General features: G+C 32.4%; 24 protein-coding genes and 1 tRNA gene. 5 read left to right on the plus strand and 20 right to left on the minus strand.

Annotated features, from left to right (window positions below; translation table 11 throughout):
• Positions 1–140: 140 nt before the first annotated feature.
• The 10 genes from D0T56_RS09155 to D0T56_RS09200 all read right to left on the minus strand — a co-directional run bounded on the left by D0T56_RS09155 (position 141) and on the right by D0T56_RS09200 (position 13347).
• Complete coding sequence (locus tag D0T56_RS09155) at positions 141–1853, minus strand: BACON domain-containing protein (protein WP_163319845.1); 1713 nt, start codon at positions 1851–1853, stop codon at positions 141–143.
• A gap of 89 nt (positions 1854–1942) precedes the next feature.
• Entirely contained in the window at positions 1943–2455 is a 513-nt protein-coding gene (locus D0T56_RS09160; protein ID WP_163319846.1) for a hypothetical protein, read from the minus strand.
• A gap of 83 nt (positions 2456–2538) precedes the next feature.
• Complete coding sequence (locus D0T56_RS09165; protein WP_163319847.1) at positions 2539–3456, minus strand: phage major capsid protein; 918 nt, start codon at positions 3454–3456, stop codon at positions 2539–2541.
• 92 nt (positions 3457–3548) lie between these two features.
• Positions 3549–4772, minus strand: coding sequence for an XkdF-like putative serine protease domain-containing protein (locus D0T56_RS09170; protein ID WP_163319848.1), 1224 nt, complete (start codon positions 4770–4772; stop codon positions 3549–3551).
• A 92-nt stretch (positions 4773–4864) separates the two neighbouring features.
• Positions 4865–5056 carry a hypothetical protein gene (locus D0T56_RS09175; protein ID WP_163319849.1) on the minus strand — a complete coding sequence of 64 codons (192 nt, stop codon included), beginning with the start codon at positions 5054–5056 and terminating at the stop codon, positions 4865–4867.
• 23 nt (positions 5057–5079) lie between these two features.
• Complete coding sequence (locus tag D0T56_RS09180; protein ID WP_163319850.1) at positions 5080–6075, minus strand: BspA family leucine-rich repeat surface protein; 996 nt, start codon at positions 6073–6075, stop codon at positions 5080–5082.
• Between the two features lie 151 nt (positions 6076–6226).
• Positions 6227–6631 (minus strand): DUF5053 domain-containing protein, encoded by a 405-nt coding sequence (locus D0T56_RS09185; RefSeq protein WP_163319851.1) that lies wholly within the window; start codon positions 6629–6631, stop codon positions 6227–6229.
• 44 nt (positions 6632–6675) lie between these two features.
• Positions 6676–6852, minus strand: a complete 177-nt coding sequence (locus D0T56_RS09190; RefSeq protein WP_163319852.1) for a hypothetical protein — start codon at positions 6850–6852, stop codon at positions 6676–6678.
• Positions 6853–7011: 159 nt separating this feature from the next.
• On the minus strand, positions 7012–10347 hold the full coding sequence (locus tag D0T56_RS09195) for a hypothetical protein (protein WP_163319853.1): 3336 nt from the start codon (positions 10345–10347) through the stop codon (positions 7012–7014).
• Between the two features lie 96 nt (positions 10348–10443).
• Positions 10444–13347, minus strand: coding sequence for a hypothetical protein (locus D0T56_RS09200; RefSeq protein ID WP_163319854.1), 2904 nt, complete (start codon positions 13345–13347; stop codon positions 10444–10446).
• Positions 13348–13400: 53 nt separating this feature from the next.
• Between D0T56_RS09200 and D0T56_RS09205 the strand changes: the two genes are divergently transcribed.
• Positions 13401–13667: a hypothetical protein gene (locus D0T56_RS09205; RefSeq protein WP_163319855.1), complete on the plus strand. Its 267-nt coding sequence runs from the start codon at positions 13401–13403 to the stop codon at positions 13665–13667.
• Between the two features lie 549 nt (positions 13668–14216).
• Here D0T56_RS09205 and D0T56_RS09210 read toward each other — a convergent pair.
• From D0T56_RS09210 to D0T56_RS09255, 10 genes are all read right to left on the minus strand, one after another.
• Complete coding sequence (locus D0T56_RS09210) at positions 14217–15734, minus strand: hypothetical protein (protein ID WP_221412347.1); 1518 nt, start codon at positions 15732–15734, stop codon at positions 14217–14219.
• 63 nt (positions 15735–15797) lie between these two features.
• A complete protein-coding gene (locus D0T56_RS09215) occupies positions 15798–16268 on the minus strand; it encodes a hypothetical protein (RefSeq protein WP_163319857.1) in 471 nt (156 codons plus the stop codon).
• The gene (locus D0T56_RS09220; protein ID WP_163319858.1) at positions 16265–16816 is read right to left on the minus strand and encodes a hypothetical protein; all 552 of its coding nucleotides are present in this window, start codon (positions 16814–16816) and stop codon (positions 16265–16267) included. The genes D0T56_RS09215 and D0T56_RS09220 overlap by 4 nt, the downstream gene beginning before the upstream one ends.
• Positions 16817–16896: 80 nt before the next feature.
• On the minus strand, positions 16897–17628 hold the full coding sequence (locus tag D0T56_RS09225) for a hypothetical protein (protein WP_163319859.1): 732 nt from the start codon (positions 17626–17628) through the stop codon (positions 16897–16899).
• Between the two features lie 54 nt (positions 17629–17682).
• Positions 17683–17958 carry a hypothetical protein gene (locus D0T56_RS09230; protein WP_163319860.1) on the minus strand — a complete coding sequence of 92 codons (276 nt, stop codon included), beginning with the start codon at positions 17956–17958 and terminating at the stop codon, positions 17683–17685.
• A gap of 4 nt (positions 17959–17962) precedes the next feature.
• Complete coding sequence (locus tag D0T56_RS09235; protein WP_163319861.1) at positions 17963–18322, minus strand: hypothetical protein; 360 nt, start codon at positions 18320–18322, stop codon at positions 17963–17965.
• 89 nt (positions 18323–18411) lie between these two features.
• Complete coding sequence (locus tag D0T56_RS09240) at positions 18412–19599, minus strand: site-specific integrase (RefSeq protein WP_163319862.1); 1188 nt, start codon at positions 19597–19599, stop codon at positions 18412–18414.
• 315 nt (positions 19600–19914) lie between these two features.
• Positions 19915–20898 carry a transposase gene (locus D0T56_RS09245; RefSeq protein WP_163319952.1) on the minus strand — a complete coding sequence of 328 codons (984 nt, stop codon included), beginning with the start codon at positions 20896–20898 and terminating at the stop codon, positions 19915–19917.
• On the minus strand, positions 20891–21232 hold the full coding sequence (locus D0T56_RS09250) for a transposase (protein WP_163319863.1): 342 nt from the start codon (positions 21230–21232) through the stop codon (positions 20891–20893). Before D0T56_RS09250 ends, D0T56_RS09245 begins: the two co-directional genes overlap by 8 nt.
• A gap of 145 nt (positions 21233–21377) precedes the next feature.
• Positions 21378–21452 (minus strand) — tRNA-Pro (locus D0T56_RS09255).
• Positions 21453–21611: 159 nt separating this feature from the next.
• Here D0T56_RS09255 and aspS point away from each other — a divergent pair.
• The 4 genes from aspS (at position 21612) to D0T56_RS09275 (ending at position 26177) form a co-directional block, all read left to right on the plus strand.
• Positions 21612–23366, plus strand: a complete 1755-nt coding sequence (aspS, locus tag D0T56_RS09260) for an aspartate--tRNA ligase (RefSeq protein ID WP_163319864.1) — start codon at positions 21612–21614, stop codon at positions 23364–23366.
• A gap of 17 nt (positions 23367–23383) precedes the next feature.
• Positions 23384–24205 carry a DUF5672 family protein gene (locus tag D0T56_RS09265; RefSeq protein WP_163319865.1) on the plus strand — a complete coding sequence of 274 codons (822 nt, stop codon included), beginning with the start codon at positions 23384–23386 and terminating at the stop codon, positions 24203–24205.
• A 365-nt stretch (positions 24206–24570) separates the two neighbouring features.
• The gene (locus D0T56_RS09270; protein WP_163319866.1) at positions 24571–25032 is read left to right on the plus strand and encodes a MarR family winged helix-turn-helix transcriptional regulator; all 462 of its coding nucleotides are present in this window, start codon (positions 24571–24573) and stop codon (positions 25030–25032) included.
• Between the two features lie 26 nt (positions 25033–25058).
• A complete protein-coding gene (locus D0T56_RS09275) occupies positions 25059–26177 on the plus strand; it encodes an efflux RND transporter periplasmic adaptor subunit (RefSeq protein WP_163319867.1) in 1119 nt (372 codons plus the stop codon).
• Positions 26178–26201 lie beyond the last annotated feature (24 nt).

The raw sequence follows: 26201 nt of genomic DNA on the forward strand, positions 1-26201 counted from the left end.
CTTGATTATATCAATTGTGTCTTGTTTAGCCATATCAAATTTTAATATATTGATAATAAAATAGATTCTTCACTATGTTCAGAATGACAAATTAAAAAAGCAGAAATTTCATGTTTCTGCTTTTTATATCCAATTATACATTATGCTGTTATTTCTGCATCAATCACATAAGTTGCAGTTCTTGTTTTCTTGTTGTAAAAAATAGTACCAATTTTGGTATAATTATTCTGATAGTCAGTAGCATTACCACCACCTTGTGTTGTAATACTCACACCAACAGCTTCAAATAATACATTATCACCACCTACATTTTCAAAATTATAGCCATCCTGAACCATTGCACCACCTTTATAAGCGTTCAGGAAGAATGCACAATTGCCATTTAAACGAGTACCAAACCAATTAGCATATACATTTACTTCAACCACATCAGGCAGGCTGTCATAATGAGTGACTAAGGTGTTCATATTGATGTAAGTACATTCATTACCACTACCTGTATTGTCACCACCCCATACCAAATAACTAGCAACATCAAGATTCCTATTACCTGACATATTCCACCCAACAGCAGAATTATCTAATTGAATATCATTAGGTAATGCAATATTAGTATTCATAAATACAGTTGATGTATCTAAATCTCTGCCATCACCTTCACCCCAATAATATCTGAACACCAGATAATCAAATTCAGGGATAATGATAACATTTTCTGCCTGTGTTATGTTGATAGTTAACTGTAAATCAGGCTTATCATTATGCTGTAATATAATTGTTCCACTTCGTATTGATTCTGCTTCGTTGTTGGTTACATTTATGGTTAATGTATCATCAGCACCAATAGTATAACTTATCCAAGATGGGATTGAAACAACAGAATATTTATAATTTCCACCCAATACAGTAATAGGATAAGATTTTGAACCACCTTCATAATTAAATAATTCTTCAACAATCCTTTGTTCTTGGTCGTTGGTAAAATAAAGTTGGTAATTGTATTTATTGTAGCAAGTTGTGTTATACTTCCTTACTTTACGACCATCAAAGGCAGTATCTATATCAAATGAACCCACTATATCATAATTACTTACATCAACATCATTATTGATATTATTATATATATGTATAGCTTGTTTATTATTACTATCACTACATAACCTACCATCCTTATCAACAGCATATTCATTGCTGTCGTTGGTAACACAATAAGCATATTGTGCAACTTCGTAATTTGTAAATCCCTGACATTCAAATAATGTTGGTATATATTTTATATTCAAAATATAATCATCTAATGTCTTCATCCTGTAATTTTCCATTACTGATAATGGCTTATAGCTATTTGAAGAAAATGTAATGTTATATACATTATCACCTGTTACTTGCTCAATTAGTAATTCAATAGATACAGATGCGCCATTTTCATCACCCATCGTAAAGCAGAAATCAGAAGTTAAGACTTTGCCCTTCCAATATTTATTATGAAGATTTGGGAAAAACAGGACGAAGAACTTTTTATTTTTATTTTTAGATAACAACAAATCCAACTCCTTATCTATTCTTCTGACCTTAGTCGTCAGTGATTGTGTATAATAGTGATTGTAATAGGTATGTTTAAAATTGGCTGTTTCATCAGCTTCTAATTGGTAGAATTTTGAAGTTGATAATATGGTGCTGTATTCAGTTAGGTTATCAAAACTATGATTAAATGCTGTTGGTTTAAATGAACCCTTTGAAGTTCTGACTGCCTGAAAATCTTCATAAGGAAGAAGATAAATTTTATATATCCCACCTGTACGATAATCCAAACAGTTATTTAATATATCTTGGTTAATATTGCAGTTATTCATTATCAAATATTTAGAATATTGATATTTGAGGTATTAACACAAAAAAAGCACCATGTTAATGGTGCCTCTATATCCTATTATTAATTTTTTTAAACTAATGAACTAACAACTGTTTCATCTATTAATAAGGTATGTACTTCTGGTTCTACTCCAACCATTGTTACAGTCCATCCCTGCGCATCGCCAACAGCAGAACCACTATTATAATTGTTTGCTGTCGCCTCGATTCCATTTATACGACCAACTAAATTACATTTACCTGCTTTATCAACCAATACCACTGTGAATTTACCTAAATCAAGTGGTGTTACCTGTGATAACATATCAATATCATTGTTGCTGATAACTGCCTGAACTGTAATTTGTCTGTATTTATTACCATTACTAACTACCAAATCATCTTGGAAGAATGCAGTTTCGTTGTTAAAATCAAATTTGAAATATTTATCTGTTGCCTCTAATGTGATATCAGTGATATAACCATCAGCATCAGTTGTATATGTCGATTTCTCATTGAAATTGGTAAGATACAAACGTGCAATACCTGATAAATTATAATCACAAGATTTTGTTATAGAGCTATTTATTTGACATTTTGCCATAGTATTGTTTGTGTTTTTCTTTTTATTTATTGAAAAGGGTGGGTTATTCATCCACCCTTATAGTTTTCTTATTAATTATCTGATTATTTGTATAATACAACCTCATCAGGGAAGGCAACTTGTGTACCAATTTTCAATCTACCTTTAACGAAATATTTATCATCTTCTGGTGCAGGGAACATACCTATTCTTAATTCAGTTTTATCTGAAATCAAGTCAGTACCATAAGCTAAATTGTGCCAATTTGCGAATACAATTACATCAGCAGGGATTGCAGTTAAAGCAATTATTTCATATCCCATATAAGAGATTGAATCACCTGTATTTAACCAATTTTGGTTGATAACAATATTTGCGTTGCTTACATCTGCTAATGCCAATTTGATTAATTTTTCAGCTTTTTTTGATACATAGAATTTCAATTCTGAATCTTCTGATGCACCTAATACATCATCTGTTTGAGCCAAATAAATCTTTTCAAATTCACCTAAGATATTAGCTTTGGTTAAAGCCACACCTGTTACTTTGTTTGTGTCAGTTGCATTATCTAACAATGTTATAAATCCATCAATCTCAGATGTTGATGCTGTACCATTCCATATTTTATTTTCAATTTCTTTGCTTAATTTATTGGATAATAAGTACATAACCTGTTCTTCTACCTCTGATGGCATTTCATCCAAGTTTGCGCCTGGTTTCATTATCTCACCCAACCAAGATTTTTCAAAATCTTTTAAACATTGTTCAAAATTGATAATGTAAGGTTTAACTTCTAATTCTCTCTCACTGAACTTAATATTACCAGAAGGGGACCATCCACAGCTACCCATATCAGCTTGCAATACATCATCTTCAATTTCAGATGTATTTAACAAGGTTTTGTATTTCACATTTGGTATAATATTTACGTGTTCAGACGTTTTATTGCTGAACATCAATTTTGTGAAAAAATCAGGTTGTCTAGTAGGTTGATAAGTTGTATTTGTTATATCTACTGCCATAGTATTGTTTGTGTTTTTCTTTTTATTCTTTTATTGGGGTTACATCCCTGCAACCCCTTTGTGTTTTTCTTTAAGTTATTGATAACCAATTTTTATTTTTTCTGAAATGCAGATAATTGGTATGCTAATTTTTCTGCCTTGCTCATTTTTGTATAATCAACTTTCTTTGTTGCTTGTCTTACATTAGCAGGTTTAGTTGATGGTGTAGTTTTTCTTAGTTTTCTCAATTCAACTGCATCATCTGCAACAGTAGATTCCAATTCTGCAATCTTAGTTAACAATGAAGCAACATAATCTGCAACTTCCTTAGTTACAGGGTGCATTGTGCCATCAATATCAATTTCAAAAGTTTCATTTTCAACAGATTCATCTTCCTGTTTTACTCTTTTCGATTTCTTTAATTCAGTTGGTGCAACTGCTTCTTCTGATTCATCAGCAACATCATCTGTTTCTTTTGTTTCCACCAAGTACCCATCTTCATCAATTACAATTATTGAATCATCAGATAAGATATGTTCACCTGATGGTGCTTGTTCTCCATCAATTGTTGCATAACCATCTTCATCAACAGCTATTTCAGAACCATCTTTTAATGTAAATATTCTTACTGTTTCACCTGCATCAGCAGCATCAGCAATTTCAACATCTTCAATATCAAGGAAAAAACGCCCTATTTTTGATAATAAATTTTTGTTTGTGTTTTTATTCATAGTAATACTATTATTTTTCTTTTTATTTTTGATAACCTTGTGATTTATTGATAAATCACTTTTTGTTTTTCTTAATTTTTCCTGATAAAACATTCCTTCTAGGCTAAACCCTTTCACATTGCCACTTTTGATTTGTTCATTCCAATATTTTGAATCTGAAATTTTATAACTACACATCAATGTTCCTTTGGGTAATCCTTTAAATCCTAATGCGTTGGCTTTATCATTATCAGAATCTTGGATAATCCACAATTCAACTAAATAATTGCCTGTTAATGGTGCTTCGTGTTGGTGGGTGGTGTTATGAAGTGCAACACCTGTTTTCATCATTTTTTGTGCAATCTTTTCTATTTGTGGTGCAGAATAGGTAATGTAATATTCACCATTCTTGTCATCATATCTGTATATCAGTTGTTCAGGTTGGAGTACAACACCTGTTAGAATCTGTTTATCAGAATTTAGGTGTAGTTTCTGTTCTTTTTTCTGTTTGGATAGAGCTACAAAATCGACCTCAACAGCAGGAAAATCAACAAAGCTGATTGCATAGATGCCTGTTTCATCATAATCTTCAATTTCACATTTATATATTGGAATATCTTTTGTCATATCAATAGTTTATATTTACTCTATTGATATTGTAGTAATTAAAAAAGGGTTACAATCACTGCAACCCTTATAGCCATTTGAATTAATTTAATTTAATCAATTAGCTTTTCCAATTCTGCTTTTATTTCTTCACCTTCTTCGATGGTGATTTCAATGTAGTTTTCAGCAGAATCATTTTTGCCTAGATATAAAGTATCTCCATATACCTGTGATTTATCAAGGTTACAGAAGATATATCCTTCATCTGCTACTATTTTTATTGTTTTTACTGTTTGTGTTTTCATATATTTTATTGATTTTCTTTTTATTACGCCAAAGTCCAATTTTTATCTGTTGCTATTGCAATTTGTTCAGCACTCAATTTAGCTAAATTGGTAGAGCCTATTGTTAATACCATTGTTGTTGAACCTGTTAAATCAGCTAACCCATTAATACAATTCATTAAAGAATCAACAGTCAGATTATTTGAGAATGATAAACTATAACTTACCCTTATCCCTTGTAATCCACCAAAATCTGTAAGTGCTGCACATTGGTTAAAGACATTACCAACAGCAGATTTATTTAATATTTCACCTGCATTTAAAGCAGGAATAGTAGTTAATTTGGTACACTTGAAAAACATATTTCTCATTTCAATTACATTTGATGTGTCTAATTGAGGTATAGATGTTAAAGATGTACAGTTATTAAACATTTCCCTTGTTGATGTAGCTTTACTTGTGTCTAATTGAGGTATAGATGTTAATGCTGAACAACCTGAAAATGTATTATAAAAGTTCGTTACATTGCTTGTGTTTATTAATGGTATTGTTGTTAGTGCAGAACAACCAATAAACGTTGCTTCCATATTTGTTACATTGCTTGTGTCTAATAATGGTATAGATGGTAATGACCAACAATAATAAAAAGCATAATACATATTGGTTACATTGCTCGTATTCAACATTGGTATTGTTGTTAGTGCAGTATTATAATAAAATATTTGAGTCATATTAGTAATCTGACTTGTATCGTAATTATTTGGAACTTCCTCCCATTCAGCATAACCAAATTTAATATTGTTAGGTAAAGTTACCTTGCCATCACTACCTCCTGATGGCGTCTTAAAAACCTTTTCTAACTCTGTATCAATGTTGGTTTCAGTTAATTGAGTTCCATTAATGGTTGTATCAGATAATACGCCTGTTGCAATCAGTTTGTTATTTTGGTAGAATGTTACACTATCAGTTGGTATAGAATATGTATATGTAAATGCAGATAAACCACCTGTATATACAATATTGCTATCTTCTATTTTCACACTTTTTGAAGTTGTAGTTATTATCATATCAATATTTTATTCTATTGATATTATGATAAAAAAGAAAGGAGAATAAAAAAAGCACCCATGAAAGGGTGCTTAAAAACCTATACAGGTTCAATACAGGTTTTTGGTGTTGAAATAATAATTACTAAATAGTAATTGAACCTAATTTTTTGCTAATATCGTGTAAGGCTAATTCAAATGTGTTCAATTCTTCATTTGTGAATTTAGCCTTTTTTCTATTCACATCATAACCATTAACACGTTGGGATAACCAAGATTTTGATTTATTAAAATAATGTTTTGCGATGTAAGAATAAGGAACAATATCATTTAATTCTTCTAATTGAACCTTCATACATAAGGTCTTAGCTTCCAATATTAATTGTTCTGTATCTGCATTAATAGTATCACCAATAAATTCAGCAATTAAATCTTTTTCTTTGTCATTACTCGCCAATGCTAATAATTCATCCACTGTTTTCTTAAATACTTCAAAATCATTATTATTCAAGTTGGGTATGGCTTCTTTTAATTTATCTGATAATTTCATATTTTAAAATTCTTATAAGCACCCCTTTCGAGGTGCTTTTGTTTTTACTTCTCTAATTTTTCTAATGCTTTATCAATTGTATTGATGGCATCTAATAGTTTATTAATTTCATTTTCCAAATTCAGTTTTGAATTTTCTGATAAATACCTCAATCTTTCAATTTTTGCTTTTAACTCCATTCGCCTATGGAGTAGGAATTGTTTTGTTTCTTTTTTGTCCATATCATTTAGAATTATTATTTCAACACTTCAAAGATAATAAACTTTTGTTTACGATACAAGTTTATTACAATAAAAATAACAGGAAAAACATAAAAAAAGGCGTTCATGTGAACGCCCTATCTAAAAAAAATATTATTGTCATTTGGTAATAACTTTTTGTTAACTAAACCCTGCACTATCCCTAACTGTTGCCATCTGGTCATTTACCCTGTTTATATCTGTTACTGATACAGTTGGATTGAAATTAATATTTTTAATTGCTGATAATATTTCTTCATTACTATTATTAGTACTTGCAATATTATTCAGATTAACCAATTGTCCTCCATCCTCATACATTTGTTTGAACCCTGATGTTGGTACAATCTTACCTGTATTATCATCGTAATAGTTAATAAAATCCCCAACACCTAATTCCCTGTCTTGTGAATTGATATAGGATAATAAACCTACATTTTTCATAGTAGTACGTTTATTTACAACATATTCATTTCCTTCAACTTCTATGTTAGTACCTTCAATTCTTGCACCTCCTTGTGAATGTGGTTTACCATTGATAAGACCACCTTTTTCAAGTTTGCTTAATTGTGCTGACATAATACCCACTTGTGCTGCACCCATTGCACCAGCAACAGATGCTAATGCTAACCCTAATGGGAATGGAGAAACAGTTAAGGCATTAATAACTGCTAATGCTGTATTGGCAGTTCCTTGAACAATATTACCCATCATTTCAGTTTTCTTTTGTTGCCTTTCGATTTTAGCAGCTTCTTTTTCTCTCTTTTCCTTTTCTTTAGCTAATTGTTTTTCTTGATTTGCAAGTTCTTTATTTAGAGCCATTTCACGCTGAATTTCATCTTGCACCACTAAGGCACGACCTCCCTGTGCTGTTTTGGCTTCTTCATTCAGAGCTTTCAACCTCTCATTACTTTCTTCTTGCAATTCAACAGCAGCTTCATATTTTTCAGTTACTTCATCCAATTTTGCATTGGCTTCTTCCAATTGCATATCGAAGAACATTGACATTGTTTCAAAGACTGAACCAACTGAATCACTGATAACCTGAACTTTCTCACCTATTTTTGTAGATAAATCATCCCAATAATCATTAATCACCTGTGTTGCAGCTTGTGTATTATCAGCAATATCTTTATTGGTGGTTTTTATCTTATTATCCAAATCGTTCAGAGCCTGTTTTTTGTTTTCAACAGCATCTTTATGTTCCTGACTGTCTTTGTCATAAGTTGAAATAAGGGCATCATAGTACCTTTCAATTTGTTTTTTACTACTATCTAAGGTTTTCAGGTATTTATTTAATTCATTACCAACTTCTTTAAGGTTATTTTTAGTAGCATCAACATCAATCAGGTTAAATTTACCACTTCTTGCAACAGCATTTTCTTTTAAATTATTGATAGTATTTAATTGATATTCAATCTGTTTTGTTTCATTATCAATTGCCTTATTTTGTTCATCCCTTAGTTTATTTATCCTGTCAGTTTCAGATTTTAAATAATCATCATTTGATTTTTTTACTGCTTTGTTCCTGTCATTCAGTATTTTCTTCTGGTTATTAAATGATTTGGTATCTAATTCGTCTTTCTGCTTATTATATTCCTCTGTGATGGCTGTTGTGTCTTGTCCTAATTTTTCTGCCTGAACAATAAGAGCGTCATATTTTTCTTTCAATACCTTTTGTTCATTTTCAGCCAAAGTAGAAGCATAGGTTAGTTCTTGGTTATAAGCATCTTTTATTGCCTGATTCCTAACTTTTAATTCATCTTTGGTGACAGCAGTCATATTATTAGCTGAATCTTTTAAATTACTGATTCTTGTATTCTCATTTAACAACCACATTTTGTTGGATTCTTCCAAATAAGACTTTAAGGTCTTTTTATAATTTTCTAAATTCTGTTTGTATTGTTGCCCTGCCTGTTTACCATCTTGTTCACGTTTTTTCTTTGCATCAGTTTTTTGTTGTGCATCATAAATTACCATATTATCTAATGAATCCTGATATGCTTTTTCTTGTGATTGGTAAATATCTTTACTGTCCTGTAAGGCTTGTTTATTGGCTTCTCTTTCTTCTGCATTCATCTTTGAAAATGCAGATTTCATATCTTCATATCCCTTTTTGGCTAAATCAACTTCTTCTTTGCGCTTGTCAATGGTGTATTGAAGAATATCACGTTGATTTTTACCTTGTGCTGCCATCAATCGAGTTTGAAAATTTAATTGATATTCCAATTCAGATAAAATGTACTTGGTTTCATTCAAGGCATAATTAAGATTTCTTGTACTAACAGTAGCATTATCAGTTTCATCACTAAATGCAATAATTGCAGCAACAACACCTGCTAATGCCATAGCTATTAATACCAATGGGTTAGCTGCCAAAACAGCATTCCATAAGGTTGTGGCAATGGTGGCTGCCTTAGTAGCAACAGTTTGAGCAATGGTAGCAGTTGCATTTGCTCCCTGTGCAGCAGTGTTAGCAGTGGTTGATGCAGTATTGGCTGTTTCAGCAGCAGTTTCAGCCACTGTTGCAGTAGTATTACTTTTTTTAATAATCCCCAATGCAGTTAATGCCTTAGTATATAATGTGTTTACTAATGTTCCTTTGGTTGTAAGTGTATTCTGTAATGTCTGTAATGATTGAAGGGTTGTCATTACACCCATCATTTTTTGTATGGATTTTTCAACATCCTCATTGGCAACACCAAACATATTCATTACACCTGTTGCAGTTCCAAATGTTGCAGTAAGGGTTTCACCCACACTGATAACATCATTCAACCCTTGCGAATGTGAAGCAAATTCATCAATGCTTGCACCTGCATCACTAATACTTTGTTTGATTTCCCCAGCACGTTGTACCAATTCTTGGAACATCTCAGAATTACCTTCCCCTGCCAATATCATAGCAGCAAGTTTTTCTTCAATCTCGCCCAATTCCTGTTTCATTGCCTTGCCTGCAATGGTGTAATCACCAACAGATTCTTGGTGTCTTCCTGTTGCTTCTTTGGCTGCCTTGTGTGCTGCATCCAATTCTTGTATTTGAGCCAATAACGCACCACCAACATCTGCATTTTCCCTTTCTGCCTTACTCAGATTATCATATTGCGCCCTCAGTAATTTCAATTGGGCTGCCATTTGGCGAACACTACCCTCCTGTGCTGTATTGGCTTGTACAGTGGCTGTAACTTCTGCTCGCCTGTCCCTTAGTTGTTGGTTGGCTTCAATATTAATACGTGTAGATTCAGATTCCAATGCTTGAATACGTTGTTGGATTCTCTCATATTCTTGTTGTGCCTTACTTACTTCTTGTTGGGATTGGGTAACAGTGTTATTTGATGCTGCAACTTGTTCATTACTTGTAGCAACAGTAGCATTAACACTATTAATAGCATTTAATGCCTCACTTAGTTTTATTACATCATTATATGATTTTTCAACCCCATCTATCTCAATTTTAAAGACTTTCTTATCAGCCATTATATCATTTTTTAGATATTGATATTTGGTGATAGGGGATAAAAAAAGCAGAAACATGATGCTTCTGCTTTGTATTACCATTTGACAATAAGATTTTTATATTTTTCTAATAAGTTTTATTTGTGTCTTTTGCTTCATTAGTGGGTCGTAACCACTGATTTCTGATACATAATACAAATCACTATTCAACTTTATTAAGTTTCTTCCATCCAATAATTCATATTCCTCTGCTGTCAGATAGGTTTCGATTGTTGTATAATTGGTATCATTAGTGGTAATCAGGGTAAAATAATTATTTAAAATACTATGTTCCACATTCTTATAATCCAAGATATTCTTCATCGTAATATCGTAATCATTCTTAACCCTCATTAGATTAGCGTATTGAGAGCCAATTTTAAATATTCTACTATTGAAATCATAATCACCATCAATACCAATAACATCATCAGGATAAAAAAACCTTAATGGTAAATCTGTGTACCATTTCTTCTGCATTTCGCTATAATCATCTGGTGTTGGATTCTCCCATACTTCGTGCTTAGATATAATTGGCACTGCATCAATTGCAATTGTGTTATCTCGTTTTGTAAATCGAATATCCTTGTACCAACAATAACTGAATGTTGAAGATTGTTCAATTGTAGAACCATCAACTGCACCTGTAACAAACGTTCCACCACCATCTTCATTAGTGCTGACATATCCTTCTTCATCTTCATTGATAGAGAATTTGATATTAATTTCAGATGGTAATCCCAATGGTTCATTGGTGCGTTGTTTAATATTGAATTTATTTTCAAAATCCACAACTCCATTCTTACCCAATTCTTTTACCTGTTTCACATCCAATCTGAATTTTCCCTTTTCTGGTTGGGATAATCGAAGATTGAAAGCCTTACAAATATTATCTATAAAATCATTTACCTTAATTTCAGAGGGTAAGAAACTGAATAAGTTGATTTTATCTTTTAAAAATCCATCTTCTGTAAAAATGCTGTCATTCCAACTGTGGGTGACAGGGTTTCCATTGTCATCTAATGATGGTTCTCCATTCGATAATTGCTTATTATAGGTAATGTCAGTCCTGAATGGTTCTATTGACAGAGAAAAATTAATATTGTCAGCAACCCAACAACCATAATCACGTTTAACGCTGTGTCCTTCCCTGCGATATACACCACTTTCACCAACTGCTGCAACTGTCAGATGTTCACCTTCTTCTAACCAGATAATACAGGATGCCTGACCTCCACCACTTTTTAAATCATAAGTTTCAATTGATTGTGGTAAAGAAATATCATTTAAAATACATCTATTCTTATACACATCTCCACTATTCCAAGCAAGGGTTGCAACATCATCATCTGCTTCTACATCACTTAATTCTGCTTCTATATCACCCCAGAAGTGAACCCAATGGTTATTGTCATACAGATTATATATTCTTTGTTTTTGGTAAAATGTATTATCCCAACTCCAACCACTTTTTACATACATTGTATTACAGGTTGTTGCACCATCTGTTACTTTTGGATTGTAATTTTCATTTCCCTTTCTTCTCCCAAAATGTAACCCACAAACGAATCTTGAATCTGCTGATGGGTCAACAATCAATGGTTTTTGATTCTGTGGAAAATATTTAGGGTAATTATCTGTTGAATTACCATTGAATGTATTGTTTTGTGGTAAGTTGGGTTTAAAGTAATAACCAACAATACCACGATTATCTAACCCAAAATCACTTTCTGCATAATCCCTTAATACCTGTATTTCATATTCTTTTTGACCAAACCAATTATTCCATTTACTATTTCTTTCAGTCCTTGTTTGTATATATCGTTGTTTGGTTATGGGGTCAGTCCAATTTTGATTTTCACCACCATCACAAAGATATAATTGAGAATTTAAGGTTACTTTGTACCATCCACTTTTGGGTATGGTGATTAAACAATTCTTTCTGATATACCTGTCATCATTTTGCTCATACTGCCATTCATTGTAAGTAATATTTGAACCACTGTCAGTATAAGTAATGGTACTATTGATAGAGTCCAACAAATCAACTACATAATAATGTGTACCATTCATTGAATTTTTGGTTAATAACCTCTCGTATTTTGGTAAGTTGTGGGTAGATGGGAATAAAGATATATATCTGTTTTTATCTTTTATTGTTTCCCAATTCCCACTAACATTTATATTACATAGATTGCCATAGTTCCATTCTTGGTTATAATCAGATGGGTTGGAATAAGACATATACAGGTGTTTTAATTTATCATCCTGAAACGCTGTACCCTCAATACTTAAATCATTAGCTTCAAACATCTTTTGAATGGTATTCATCACATTCATTGCAGGAGGTATATCCTCAAATCCCATTCTGACGAAGCTATCATACAAATCTTTATCTGTGAAATCACCCACTTGTTCACCATTTACCTGTTTTGATGGGTCTTTCGTTACTTTTGGCATCAGTCCATAGAGAATAAAAGGAAACATACAATCTTTTGATTTATTGTTAGTAGCCATATCTAATTGAACATCATAGTTCCATTCTGTAATAACATCAGCATTGTTATAATAGAAGTTGAACCACCATTTGTTTTTATCAGGTATGTTTGAGGGTGCGTTCATTGTCCTGTCACCAAATATATCTTTTACTGACTTATACACAGGCACATACAAATTGCCTTTATATGTAGTTTCAGATATTTCTTTCAACATAAATTTACCATTGAACACCAAAATGAAATCAATATATACTTTCGCATCATACTCTATGTTGAATTTGTCTTTAACTTCTTCAACATTAGCATAATTGAATATTTTATTGTTAGTTACTGTATTTGGAATAGTGATAGTATAAGACATTTGACTGTCTTTTGAGGTAAATTCAGCAGGTTTAAATATCTGCCTGTTTAATCGAATACCCAACTTATCTGCATCTGTAACATCAATCAGTTTATTATTTATATAAAATTCAATTTGAACCATTTATAATTTTAAAATATTGATATTATCTTTGGTGGCAAACTAATATAATAGGTATGGATAAAATAAATTTTATAAAAGAGGTTATTGAAAAATATGGTGATTTTGAACCTGCTGATGTTGATTCAAAACCTATTTTATATAAAAAACTATATATAAGATATTTTAGTGAAGACGAAATTTATTTATATAAAACGCCATTCTGTGAAGATATGACTGATAATGCAGAAGATATACCTACAGAAGAAATTAAATATGAAAATTTACCCAATAATATTATTAATGAAATTTATGAACTTGTCATTAAATGGAATGAATATTAATAATAAATCTTTATCTCTAACTGATATTACTTATGTGGGGTTGGATTCCTTTTCTTATTCTTTATAGTATTTGGTTATATAAGAAAAAACCATTTACTAAATATAAGACTTATTATTTTCCTTTGATGGGAATTGAGATTAAGTTAAAAAGGAAGTGGTTCTAATAAAAAAAAGCAGCACCATGAAAGTGCTGCTAATAATATATTGTGGTTAAAAACTGAGAATAAAATCTTTTATTACTCCAAAAAAATATATTGTTGAAAGAATAAAAAGTAAGATATATATACACCACTGTATTATCATCTTTTTTAACATTCCATAAAATCCTTCTTTCATTATCTGCCATTTGAAACTGAATAATTTTACAATATTTTCATCAATAACATCATTGTCTCTTATGGCATTAAAAAATAAACCTATCCAAAAAATAGATGTATCTAAAATGTAAATAATTAATATACTAATTACAATAGATAGAATAATTGAGATAATAGAAATAAAAATCTCCATCTTGTTTTAAATTAAAATGAATATCAAATATAATTAAATTCATTTGATATTAGTATTATACGAATCTGCTAATGTGTACTTCATCGTAACCTCAAACAAATCTTTATCAGAAACAGATAAATCAAAATCATTTACAATTACATATCTGTTTTCATCATCAATTGAATATACATATTTAGATGTACTCAGTTCTTTCAACCATTCAGCAATATCTTTTGTTACCATCGACTTGATGATAAAGGTTTCTGACACATCTTTTCTTTCAACTTTTTGGTAGCTGTCAGATACTTTATATTCAGGTTGCAAAGTCTTGAATGATGTTGTAGCATCTGTTTTAAACTCATTAGAAAAATCAGAATTGAAATAATAACAATCCCAACCACCTAATTTATTCAGGAATAAGAACCCCTTAGTTGTATTGCATACATCCAATATAGTATATCTTACAGATGTAGAAATTTCATAATAATCAGTTGTGGATGCTGTTGGTATCTTCACAAAGACCACATCAAAATATTGTGTATCTTCTGTTAATTCAATCTTGTCAGCAGTGATGTAAATACTATTCACCAAATGGTAATTATCAGCAACTGCAATAATATCTTCCTTTACCAACCTTGTATTTTCATAGTATTTTATCAGACAACCAATTTTGAAATCATCTGTCAGTTGGTAATCATTATAAATGAAATTTGCAGTAATATCTTCACCTACATTATAATATCTGTTGGTGTTGTTGGTTAATATGTTAACCTTATTATCTTCTAAGGGATTATAAATATATTCATCAAGGTTATTTTCTTCCAATGTTCGTTTAAATCCATCAACAACATATTTTTTACCACTTGTGTAAAAATATTCTATTTCATAATCTTTTGTCCTTTTACTTTTATAATTATAAGAAATTGAAGAACCACTATCAACTAATCTATTAGTATTAAATAATAAGTTGGGATAAGAAACCATTGTTCTATTCATTATATTGTTGATATCGAACCACACTTCACCATCAATGAATGATTTGGTAACAGTAGTAATAAACCTGTTGGTATCAGCGTTATAAACATCTAATTCAATGGTGCTGTTATACAAGCTGTTATTGTTGGTAATAACGTAATCAGGCGTATTGTAAGACAAACCAATGTTATTAATCTCAGATATAGAGAATGAATAGTTGGGATTTTTCATTTTTCCAACCATCATAATTTTATTACCTTCAGTTGAAATATCAAAAGATGCTTTAAACCAACCATCTCTTAACAGACAAGCAGCAATATTGTTAGCAGTTATGCTGTTATTTTCAGATACATAGAACATATCTGAATTATTCAGTATCAGATTCTTATTTCTAGTGCCTTTAAATGTGTGTTTTATCTCTGTATTTGCTTCCTGAATAACAAAATAACCATCACCATTAATAAAGTTGACAGACATTTCAAAAGTTGGGATATCTGAACTATCATCATTTTTACCAATAAATCTAATGAATGATGGGTTATTCACAAGCGTTATTTGATTACTATCTATGATTGTGGCTATATCTGTATTAATTACCATTTTTAGTTTTTAGTATTGATATTTACACAACTAAGGCGTTGCCATGACAACGCCCTATCTATATTAATCAGTAAAGAAATTAAGTAAATCATCAATCAGTGCTTCAAAAATCATATCAAAATATTCTTTATCAAACTTATCTTCAACCTCTTTTATTAATGTAGCTGTGATTGGTCTTGCTTGGTGTCCATCCCTCCAAATGGCATAACTGATTTTCCAAAGTGTTTCATTATCATCTGGAATACCATTTTTTACAGCCCAATCTTTTAATACTGATATGGGTGGTTTCTTCTTATGTTTGGGTGGTCGATTCCATTCCAAATAAACAATATAATGATTGAACAATACTTCAATAATGGGATTGCCTGTTTCTAAGACACGAACTTCTACATCCTTTGCTAATTGGCTATCTTTTAGAGTATTTTTATTAACTTTGGTATTATTACTGATGCTATCACTGTCAAATACCAATTGCGCCAATGTAGTAACATCAGCTTGAATTGCTTTTAATATGTTAGATACTTTTGCATTCATCTAGTAGTTGGTAAATTGAAATCAGGCAATTTATTTACAAAAGTTGTACAGTTAGATGCAGGGGTAACATCAAAGTCATTAATCAATTCTTTAACCTCAAATTCTTTATCTGTATCAAAATGTTCATCTAATAAACATAGGTTAGTAATATTGGGATGTACAACAGTTAGTGAGAATCTTGCTCCTGATGTATTATCATCGTAATATCGTTGTAAGGTTAATGCAGTCCAATTTGGCTTAATCTCCAACAAACTATTTTTCTTGATATATTCAATAATATTTAATCCAGTACTAAATGCAAGGTTCTGACATTCCTGAAATGTAATACCATTTTGTTGTGGAATAAGTAATACAGAAAAGTTAAGGTTAATTTCTAAACCTTGCCCCACTTGCCCAAAATTTGAAATATACATTGGGTCTTCGAGCCAGATTAAGGGATGCGCATCATTGCCACTACCTAATTCATAGGTGCGATTATAATGGAATGATTTAATAAGTTTATGCTGTCTACATACATCTTTGAATGTATCTACAATAATATCTATCATATTAATATTTATAATATTGATAAAAAAAGGGCAACATGAACGTTGCCCCTACTGCTATTTATTGTTTGTCCTTAATTGTTCTAAGAATTTCTTATTAGCTTCTTCTGCATTTTGTTTATCAACTTGAAACGAAAGGAAGTTGAACACCTCGATAACGCCCAATGTAAAAACCCTATCCATTTGTTGTATATCATTGTTCGCAAGTTGTGCCACCACTTTGTACCAACCCCATTTTTTTGAGAAATCTCTGTAAGTTGGTGAAGTTGGTTTTGAAGTTCCTGAACCATTGAATAATGATTCATAATCTGATTGTATCTTTCTTTTAAGAGCAAAAAAAAATTGAATAATGGAAACAGTTTATCCATAGTTAACCCCTTGAATAATTCAATCCTATCTGCTAATCTGTTGGTATCATAGGTTTCACCAACAGGTCTGCATACAACAGCTAATATTTTAGATAACTTATCTTCATCTGATTTTAAACTTTCTTCTACATCTATCCATTCAGCTAATGTTAGTTCTTCTTCGTTATTGATAGTATATGTTATTCCATCAATTTCAATGCTGTTTTTAGCTTCCTTGATGCTGTCTTTAAGTGAGAAACTAATAATTCCAACCAAATCATTATAAAATGACAATGGTAAATTTTGAAGTGTATTTACATCAATTCCTGATACCTTACTTACAAATACAACTTCATCTTCTTTGTTTTCAATTTCAGTACCAAACCATTTTTCATAGTCAGCTAGTTTTACATCAGAATAGCTATTTGGTATATTATATTCAATATCTTCAATCTTAATTTTAATCATATAGATTTTTAGATATTGATAAAGAAAGGGCAACATGAATGTTGCCCCTATCTGCTATTTTTTAGTTTGTTGTTCTAATTCTTTTAATAGATATTCTGCTGTCTCTATATTGTTTCTACATTCCTCACCAATATTGAATAGGTAATTCCCTATTTCGTGTAAAAACTCTGCTGTTGGTGATTTTATTTCAGGATTTTTTGTTTCAAAAATTACTGTTTCTTCGTAACCACCATCCTCCCTACAATATATAAATTTTTCAGCCATCTTATAGGCATCCTTTGCCAACTTCTTATTGACCTGAATGTATTTTTTCAATTCTTTTTTATCCATATCATTATTTACTAAATGGTGATTTTTTCTTAGATTTACCTTTGTTAGTTAAATTGATGGGGTTTGTTTCATCTTCTGTAATTTCTTTTGCTAATCTTGATTGTTCAGCCTCAAATTTAACTCTTTTGGCTTCTTTTGTAATATAGTTTGCTCGTGCAGATACTAATTCATTACTATCTTTAATAATAGTAAAATTCTCATCTTTACATTGTGGGCAAATATAACAAATACTACCATCTAAATTTTTGTCAGTAATAAGTTCTGTTTCACTTTCAATTGGTGTAAATGAACCTGTTTTACTATTTTTTCTTGTATCAACAGATACTTTACCACAAGTTTTACAAAAACATAATTTCTTTTCCATAATTCTATTTTTTCTGTTGGGGATAAAGTTATAAAAAAAGGGTTGAATAATTACAGGTTCAAAACCCTTTTCTCTGAGGGTTCAATTCCCTACATTTTAATCAAATTTGCTACATCATTCATTTCTCCAACTAATGTACTTTCAATTACTTTTGCGTATCTCTGAGTAATTTTAGTGTTGGTGTGTCCCATCATTTTAGATACTGATGTAAGAGCAACTTTATTGTTTAATGTGACAGATGTTGCAAATGAATGTCTTGCAACGTGAAAGTGCAGATTTTTCTTGATACCACATATATCAGCAATCTCTTTCAAATAAGCATTAGTTTTAACATTAGAAACTATTGGTAATTTATATTCATATTTTTCTAATATCTGTTTAGCAACAGGAAGTAAAGGAACTGTCGATAATATACCTGTTTTTTCTCTTTTCTTATATATCCATTCATTACCATTATCATCAATCTTGATGTGTTTTTCTACATCAAATTCAGCAGTATCAATGTATGCTAATCCTGTGAAGCAACTGAAAATAAATAAGTCCTTCACTTGGTTAAGTCTATCACAATGGCAGTCTTTATTGTATATTTTTTTAATCTCAGACATAGTTAAGAAATCAACATCTACTTTTTCAAGTGAAAGCCTAATAGATGCAAATGGGTTCTTATCAATTATACCATCATTCCACGCTCTTAAACAAATCTTCTTCAAATTCTTCATATAGTTTACTGCTGTGTTGTGTCCTATGTTTAATGTAGTTCTAACATAGTTGAACCAACTTTCAATAAATGATTTGTTGATTTCGTTTAGCTGAATATCCTCACGATTGTATTTTTCTTTTAAGAATGATTTGATGTGTTTTAGTGTGGTACTGTGTTTTTGCCAAGCAGCATAGGTAATAGACTTACCACGCATTTCCATATATTCATCATTATGTTCTTGATATAATGTCACCAATGATGTGTTCTTATCTTTAATTTTACCTGTAAACAAATCTTTCACAGTTTCGACAGTAACAGGAATATTGCGCATCATCAATTTAGATTGGCATTCAAATAACTTTGTCCTAGATGTTTGGATAAAAAGATTAATTTCATTTGTTTCTGCATCATTACCTTCTACCATTTGGAACTTTTGATTCCACATTTCAGGTTTAATTTTTCTTGGAAGAATAATTAATTTTCTTTCTTTTCCAACACTGATTGAACATTCAAGTGGTGATAAACCTGCTTTGTTTACTTTTGTTGGTCTAACGTTGAAATTAACATTGAAATTCATAACTATTTGTTTTAAATGATTAAAAAACAATAGTTTCAATTATCAATTTATAATATAAATGGCGTTGTTTTAATTATTGATTATTCTAATAAAAGAATGCAACTACTATAATTACAGCCAAGAATAGCAGAAAAACTGCATCAATACAGGGAATGTTGTTTATAAAAAAGAATCCCTCTCTCTCCGCAAAATTGGATAATTTATTAAAACAGAGCTTATTACAAGTTCTGTTTTTTTATGCTTTGTGGTGGGGTGAGTGCAACGTTAAAGCGTTGTACAAAAGCAAATTAGGGATCAGCCCGAAAAGTTGTGGAGTTAAGCATAAATATTTTTGAGTCTAAATAAAAAGTATGGAATATGGTTTACTCCTCTTAGTGTAGCTCTGAAGGCTTTAATTTTAGCATTAAAAGATTCAGCCGAAGCATTGGTAGCTCTTCTATCAAAGAAGTTTAATATGGTTTTGTAGTGTGCTTGCACAGAGCGCATCACCGTTCCAAAATGCTCAAAGCCTGACTCCTCAATGGCATTATACCAGCGCGCTAAACGGGTGAGGGCTACTTTTTTATCCTTGGTGGTATGATAGATACTTTTTAGTTGCATTGTTAGTTTATAGGCGACTTCTAATGTTGGATAATAGTGAAATAGTATTTCAGCTCTTTGTCTCTGTCGGGGAGTCCATTTGTCTTCATTTTTAAACAATAAATAACGACTGCGTATAAGAAGTTGACGATGTGTATCCCCATTTTCAAGGATCAATGGCACATACGATTCCTTATTCTCTTTGGCCAGGGCTATCTCTTTATTTTCCTGTTCAATGGCTTTCCAACGAAAAGCTATCCGCATATCCTGCAGAGCATCACAGGCTAACTTTTGTACATGGAAGCGGTCTGTTACCTGCGAGGCTTTTGGAAAACAACGAGTCACGATTACTCCCATATTGGCTGCCATATCCAAAGTGACTTCTTTTACCTTATGCCGTAATCTGTCTTTAATCCTTAATAAGACTTCAATAACATCTTCAGCTTTTGTTCCTCGTACTATGGAGACAATAGAACCTTTCCTACCTTTAGCTTCTTTGTTGGTTATGATTGTATAGAGTTCATCATCACTCAAAGAAGTCTCATCTATACTTAGGTAAGGGCTTATATTCTCGGGAAACAACAGCCATTTGTCTGCGTGTTCACGCTCCGACCATTCAAGAAAGCCAGACAAATAGATACGATACCACTCTTCCAGTCTTTGTGCGTTTAAACCATAAAACTTAGCTAATGTACTACAACTAACGGGAGTATTATCCAGGTGTTCCTTTTAAAAAAGAGGCAAACTCTTCGGTTAGACGAGTGCCTTTTGCTACTACTTCCCAATCACGCATATACGGATTGCCAGTGTCCATATCCTGCCAGCGACGGCGACGGACGTGAAGTATTAAACTTTTCCCTCGAAGGGGAAAGTCGTGTATCGATGCGGGTGGGTAAAAACCTTTGGATTGAAGGTGTTTGCCTTTACGCTCTTCTTCCGATAAATCCTTCTCATCCAAATAGATTAAGATAGCTGTAGAGGTGCGTTCGGCATGGGTTACTTCAAAATAAGTCAGTATACCATCGGGTAATAATAGTTCGTAGCCTGTTTCCATAAAGCAAAGCTACTCTCTTTTTTCTAACTCCACAACTTTTCGGGCTGATCCATATAAATATAACCAAAATTAGGGATAACAGAGAAGAATACAGAGAAAAGAAAAAGCAACCATCTGATATTCAAATGATTGCTTTCTTTTATCGTCGGGATACCAGGATTCGAACCTGGGACCCCCTGCTCCCAAAGCAGGTGCGCTAACCGGACTGCGCTACATCCCGTGCTTGATTTCTCAAATGCGTTGCAAAGGTAAGACTTAATTTTAAATCACAAAATAAATTTTACTATTTTTTCTCAAAAATAGCGTTTCAAGAAAGAATTTCCTTAATTTTGTGTCTCAATAATAGAAGAATAATAGGGTTTGTTAAAATTGTAAAACTATGTATAGAGATCATAACTGTGGAGAATTGAGACTGAAAGATGTTAATAAGGAAATAACTCTTGCTGGGTGGGTGCAAAAATCACGAAAACTAGGTGGTGGTATTACATTTGTAGATCTTCGAGATAGATATGGTATTACTCAGTTGGCTTTTTACAAGGAAGAAAACGAAACTCTATACGAAGAGGCTAATAAGCTGGGACGTGAATTTGTGATTCAGATTACAGGCTTAGTACAAGAACGTTCTAGTAAAAACAATAATTTGCCAACCGGCGAGATTGAAATATTAGTAAAAAAACTGACTATATTGAATAAGTCGGAACTCCCACCTTTCACCATCGAAGATGATACGGACGGTGGAGATGATATCCGTATGAAATACCGTTATCTGGATTTGCGTCGGACGCCTGTTCGTAACAATCTTGAGTTGCGGCATAAAATAGCGTTCGAAACACGCAGTTATTTGGATAAATTAAATTTTCTGGAAGTTGAGACGCCTATTCTTATCGGCTCTACACCGGAAGGTGCACGTGATTTTATTGTACCGTCACGTATGAATCCGGGGGAATTTTATGCATTGCCGCAATCGCCGCAATTATTTAAGCAGTTGTTGATGGTATCAGGATTTGATCGTTATTTTCAAATTGTGAAATGTTTCAGGGATGAAGACCTGAGAGCCGACCGTCAGCCTGAATTTACTCAAATAGATTGTGAAATGTCTTTTGTAAATCAAGAAGATGTGATAAATACATTTGAAGGTTTGACTAAGCATCTGTTTAAAGTGATTAAAGGCATTGATATCCCCGATTTTCCTCGCATAACTTATGCCGACGCTATGAAATATTATGGATCGGACAAGCCTGATACTCGTTTCGAAATGAAGTTTGTTGAATTGAAAGATTTGACAACAGGAAAAGATTTTGTTGTATTTGACAGTTCAGAATATGTAGGAGCAATTTGTGCCAAAGGTGCGGCATCATATACCCGAAAGCAATTGGACGGACTTACCGATTTTGTTAAGCGTCCGCAAATAGGGGCAAAAGGCTTGGTTTATGTTCGTTGCGAAATGGATGGTACTCTGAAATCGTCGGTCGATAAATTCTATAATCAAGAAGATTTGAAGAAGTGGGCAGAACGCTGTCAGGCAGAACCGGGAGATTTAATTCTGATTATCTGCGGAGAAACTGAGAAAGCCCAAAAACAGTTGTGCGAATTGCGTTTGGAAGTTGGAGAACAATTGGGATTGAGAAACAAAGATGTGTTTAATTGCCTTTGGGTTGTGGACTTCCCTCTATTGGAGAAAGACGAAGAATTGGATAGGTATTTTGCAAAACATCACCCATTTACAAGTCCTAAAGAAGAAGATATCGCTTTGTTGGATTCAAATCCGGGAGCCGTAAGGGCAAATGCTTACGATATGGTAATCAATGGTGTAGAAGTTGGTGGCGGCTCGGTGCGTATATACAATAGCGAGTTGCAGGGAAAAATGTTTGAAGTGCTAGGTTTCACCGAAGAAAAAGCGCAGGCTCAGTTCGGATTTTTATTGAATGCCTTTAAATATGGTGCACCTCCTCATGCAGGATTGGCATTTGGACTAGACCGATTGGTTTCGTTATTTGCAGGTTTGGACTCAATTCGCGATTGCATTGCTTTCCCTAAAAATAATTCGGGCCGTGATGTTATGATTGATGCGCCATCCGTTATAGATCAGGAGCAACTGGACGAATTGAACATAAAAGTTGAAATAAAAGACTAAGAAATAGAGTAGGGGATATGCCTCCAGTAACGATTGTAATACCCGTATACAAGGCTGAGTTGAGTGAATATGAAAAAATATCATTCAATCAGGCTTTAAGAATTCTTGGAGAACATAAAGTAACATTGGTTTGCAATGAAAAGCTGGATGTATCTTCTTATCAATCTATTGCAGAGGCAAATAATTGTGTCATAGAGTTTGAATATTTCGATAGTTCTTACTTCGAGGGTATAGATGGGTACAATAAATTGATGTTGAGCCTTGATTTTTATAAGCGTTTTCTCGATTCGGAATATATTTTAATTTATCAATTAGATTGTTTTGTCTTCAGGGATGAATTGAAAGAATGGATTGAAAAAGGTTATGACTATGTAGGAGCTCCTTGGTTGCACAACGACAGACGGGCGTGGTGGACCTTGAAAAACAGAATAAGGTATACTCTCAAAGCATTGTATCGGCGATATACAAACAAAAGCAATGCTATATCCATCGGATTTTATAAAGTTGGAAATGGAGGCTTATCCTTGCGAAAGGTTGAAAAATGTTGTGAAATAATTCGCAGGTTTGAAAAGAACAAAAGAATAGATCAATACCGGAATTCGAACGGAAACTATCTGTATGCCGAAGATGTTTTCTGGGGTTGCGAAGTAAACAGGTATTTTCATAATATACGTATTCCGGGTTATAAAAAAGCATTGAACTTTTCCTTCGATATGAATCCTGCATTGTGCTACGAACTGAATAATTGTCGGTTGCCATTTGGCTGTCATGCCTGGTATAGATATGATCTTGGTTTTTGGAAAACTTTTATAGAGAAAAATGGTTATATAATTGGTTAAGGTATAGTTTTTACCACTAAGAAATGTGAATGATTATTCATTAAGTTATCTTTCATTTGAACAAATTTCGTTAATCTATTTTAATAAAATTGCTGAATCGGTCTTTTTTATCGACAAAAAACTGCTATTCGTCTATTTACTATTGTCAACCTATTTTAGAGTTTATATTTTTGTATTAAATTTCTTACAAGGAATAAGGTATCTAAGTATACATATAGTAAAGAATTTATGAAAAAGTAGGTTGCCCAATCAGAGATTGTGCATGATAAAAAAAGTTAATTTAACAGTTTAAAACATTTGTAAGTGTACTTATTATAAGAGTACTTATTACTTTTGTGGGCATTTTTTATTTACATAATTTATTAATGAGGAAGATTTGTAATCACGAAAGTACTGAAAATGAAATAGGTTATTTAATTTGGCAGATAACTAAGGTGTGGCAAAGGGGCCGTCAGAAAATTTTAGATGAATTTGGCCTCACTAGTTCACAAATAGAAATATTAGGAGCAATATATCATTTGTCTGAAAAAAAAGAAGAAGAAATCACCCAGATTTTTTTATCACAAGAAACCAATATCGACCCGATGACAACATCCACAATTTTGCGTAATTTGGAAAAAAAGAGGTTGATAATAAGAAAAAAAAGTGAGATGGACACCAGAGCTCGATCAATAGAACTGACCAAAGAAGGATATAAACTTTTCGAGAAAGCAATAGAGAAAGTGAAGTCCGGTCAAGAATTGGTTTATCAAAATATAGATAAAGAAGCTCTAAGAACTCAGTTGAGAATATTATTGGATACAATAAACAAGTTGAAAAATTTTTAAGTTAATCAAAATAATAAGTAAAGGGTATGAATTTTAGAATTTTAAGTGTGAGCTTTCTTTCAGTTTTATTACTGGCATCGTGCGGTGGAGGAAGTAAAATGGGGTTTGGAGAAGAAGACAATACTCCGCAAGAATATGAAACGATTGTTTTGCAAGAACAAAACACTCAGTTAGAATCGGTATATCCTGCTACAATAAAAGGCCAGGAAGATATTGAGATCAGGCCACGGGTTGATGGTTTTATCAAGCAAATATTTGTGGACGAAGGTTCTGCGGTTAGACGTGGACAACTTTTGTTTACAATAGATTCGCCAACAACGGAACAAGCAGTGAAAACTGCCGAAGCTGCTGTGAATAGTGCTAACGCTCAGGTAAATACTGCAAAAACAAATGTAGATAGGATTCGTCCGTTGGCAGAAAAAGGAATAGTTAGTTCCGTTCAGTTGCAAACAGCAGAAGACTCGTATCAAACCGCTTTAGCATCAAAAGCTCAGGCTCAGGCTTCACTGGACAATGCAAGAGCGTCGCGTTCGTGGGCAAATGTAACAAGTCCGGTCGATGGTGTTGTTGGTACTATTTCGTATCGCCAGGGTAGTTTGGTTAACAATGGAAATGTGTTGACAACAGTAGCTAACACAAGCAATGTATTCGCATATTTTTCTTTAAATGAGAAAGAATTGGTTAGTCTTTTGAATAGTTTGGATGGTAGCACTCAGTCCGAAAAGATTAAAAATATGCCGGCTGTAACGTTGAAACTGGCAGATGGAACAATTTACGAAGAAAAAGGAAAAATCGAAACAATTGCCGGATTGGTAAATTCTGCAACAGGTTCGGTGAATTTCAGAGCCGAATTTCCAAATAGAGGCGGTTTGTTGAGAAGTGGATTCAGCGGAAACCTAATAATTCCGAGATATATGGATAATGCTATTATTATTCCTCAGAGTGTAACCAAAACTCAGCAAGATAAATATCTGGCCTATAAAGTTCAGGGCGATACAATGGCCGTGCAGACAATAATCAGTGTGTTGCCAACTCCTGATGGGAAAAACTACGTAGTGACTGACGGTCTGAAAGCCGGCGACAGAATTGTTTCGGAAGGTATGGTGACTATGGCTGACGGAAAGAAAATCAGAGTGAAAAAATAGAAAAATTATATTAAATAAAATATA

Origin of the sequence: Dysgonomonas sp. 520 (assembly GCF_010501095.1) — a bacterium.
Taxonomy (GTDB): domain Bacteria; phylum Bacteroidota; class Bacteroidia; order Bacteroidales; family Dysgonomonadaceae; genus QVMP01.

Excerpts from the sequence above, each read along its gene's own strand:
- D0T56_RS09195 (WP_163319853.1), bottom strand. The coding sequence starts at position 10,347 with ATGGCTGATAAGAAAGTCTTTAAAATTGAGATAGATGGGGTTGAAAAA.
- D0T56_RS09175 (WP_163319849.1), bottom strand. The coding sequence starts at position 5,056 with ATGAAAACACAAACAGTAAAAACAATAAAAATAGTAGCAGATGAAGGA.
- D0T56_RS09265 (WP_163319865.1), top strand. The coding sequence starts at position 23,384 with ATGCCTCCAGTAACGATTGTAATACCCGTATACAAGGCTGAGTTGAGT.
- D0T56_RS09270 (WP_163319866.1), top strand. The coding sequence starts at position 24,571 with ATGAGGAAGATTTGTAATCACGAAAGTACTGAAAATGAAATAGGTTAT.
- D0T56_RS09240 (WP_163319862.1), bottom strand. The coding sequence starts at position 19,599 with ATGAATTTCAATGTTAATTTCAACGTTAGACCAACAAAAGTAAACAAA.
- D0T56_RS09275 (WP_163319867.1), top strand. The coding sequence starts at position 25,059 with ATGAATTTTAGAATTTTAAGTGTGAGCTTTCTTTCAGTTTTATTACTG.
- D0T56_RS09250 (WP_163319863.1), bottom strand. The coding sequence starts at position 21,232 with ATGGAAACAGGCTACGAACTATTATTACCCGATGGTATACTGACTTAT.
- D0T56_RS09230 (WP_163319860.1), bottom strand. The coding sequence starts at position 17,958 with ATGGATAAAAAAGAATTGAAAAAATACATTCAGGTCAATAAGAAGTTG.
- D0T56_RS09190 (WP_163319852.1), bottom strand. The coding sequence starts at position 6,852 with ATGGACAAAAAAGAAACAAAACAATTCCTACTCCATAGGCGAATGGAG.
- D0T56_RS09155 (WP_163319845.1), bottom strand. The coding sequence starts at position 1,853 with ATGAATAACTGCAATATTAACCAAGATATATTAAATAACTGTTTGGAT.
- D0T56_RS09200 (WP_163319854.1), bottom strand. The coding sequence starts at position 13,347 with ATGGTTCAAATTGAATTTTATATAAATAATAAACTGATTGATGTTACA.
- D0T56_RS09220 (WP_163319858.1), bottom strand. The coding sequence starts at position 16,816 with ATGATAGATATTATTGTAGATACATTCAAAGATGTATGTAGACAGCAT.
- D0T56_RS09225 (WP_163319859.1), bottom strand. The coding sequence starts at position 17,628 with ATGATTAAAATTAAGATTGAAGATATTGAATATAATATACCAAATAGC.
- D0T56_RS09165 (WP_163319847.1), bottom strand. The coding sequence starts at position 3,456 with ATGGCAGTAGATATAACAAATACAACTTATCAACCTACTAGACAACCT.
- D0T56_RS09235 (WP_163319861.1), bottom strand. The coding sequence starts at position 18,322 with ATGGAAAAGAAATTATGTTTTTGTAAAACTTGTGGTAAAGTATCTGTT.
- D0T56_RS09170 (WP_163319848.1), bottom strand. The coding sequence starts at position 4,772 with ATGACAAAAGATATTCCAATATATAAATGTGAAATTGAAGATTATGAT.
- D0T56_RS09215 (WP_163319857.1), bottom strand. The coding sequence starts at position 16,268 with ATGAATGCAAAAGTATCTAACATATTAAAAGCAATTCAAGCTGATGTT.
- D0T56_RS09205 (WP_163319855.1), top strand. The coding sequence starts at position 13,401 with ATGGATAAAATAAATTTTATAAAAGAGGTTATTGAAAAATATGGTGAT.
- D0T56_RS09210 (WP_221412347.1), bottom strand. The coding sequence starts at position 15,734 with ATGGTAATTAATACAGATATAGCCACAATCATAGATAGTAATCAAATA.
- D0T56_RS09185 (WP_163319851.1), bottom strand. The coding sequence starts at position 6,631 with ATGAAATTATCAGATAAATTAAAAGAAGCCATACCCAACTTGAATAAT.
- aspS (WP_163319864.1), top strand. The coding sequence starts at position 21,612 with ATGTATAGAGATCATAACTGTGGAGAATTGAGACTGAAAGATGTTAAT.
- D0T56_RS09160 (WP_163319846.1), bottom strand. The coding sequence starts at position 2,455 with ATGGCAAAATGTCAAATAAATAGCTCTATAACAAAATCTTGTGATTAT.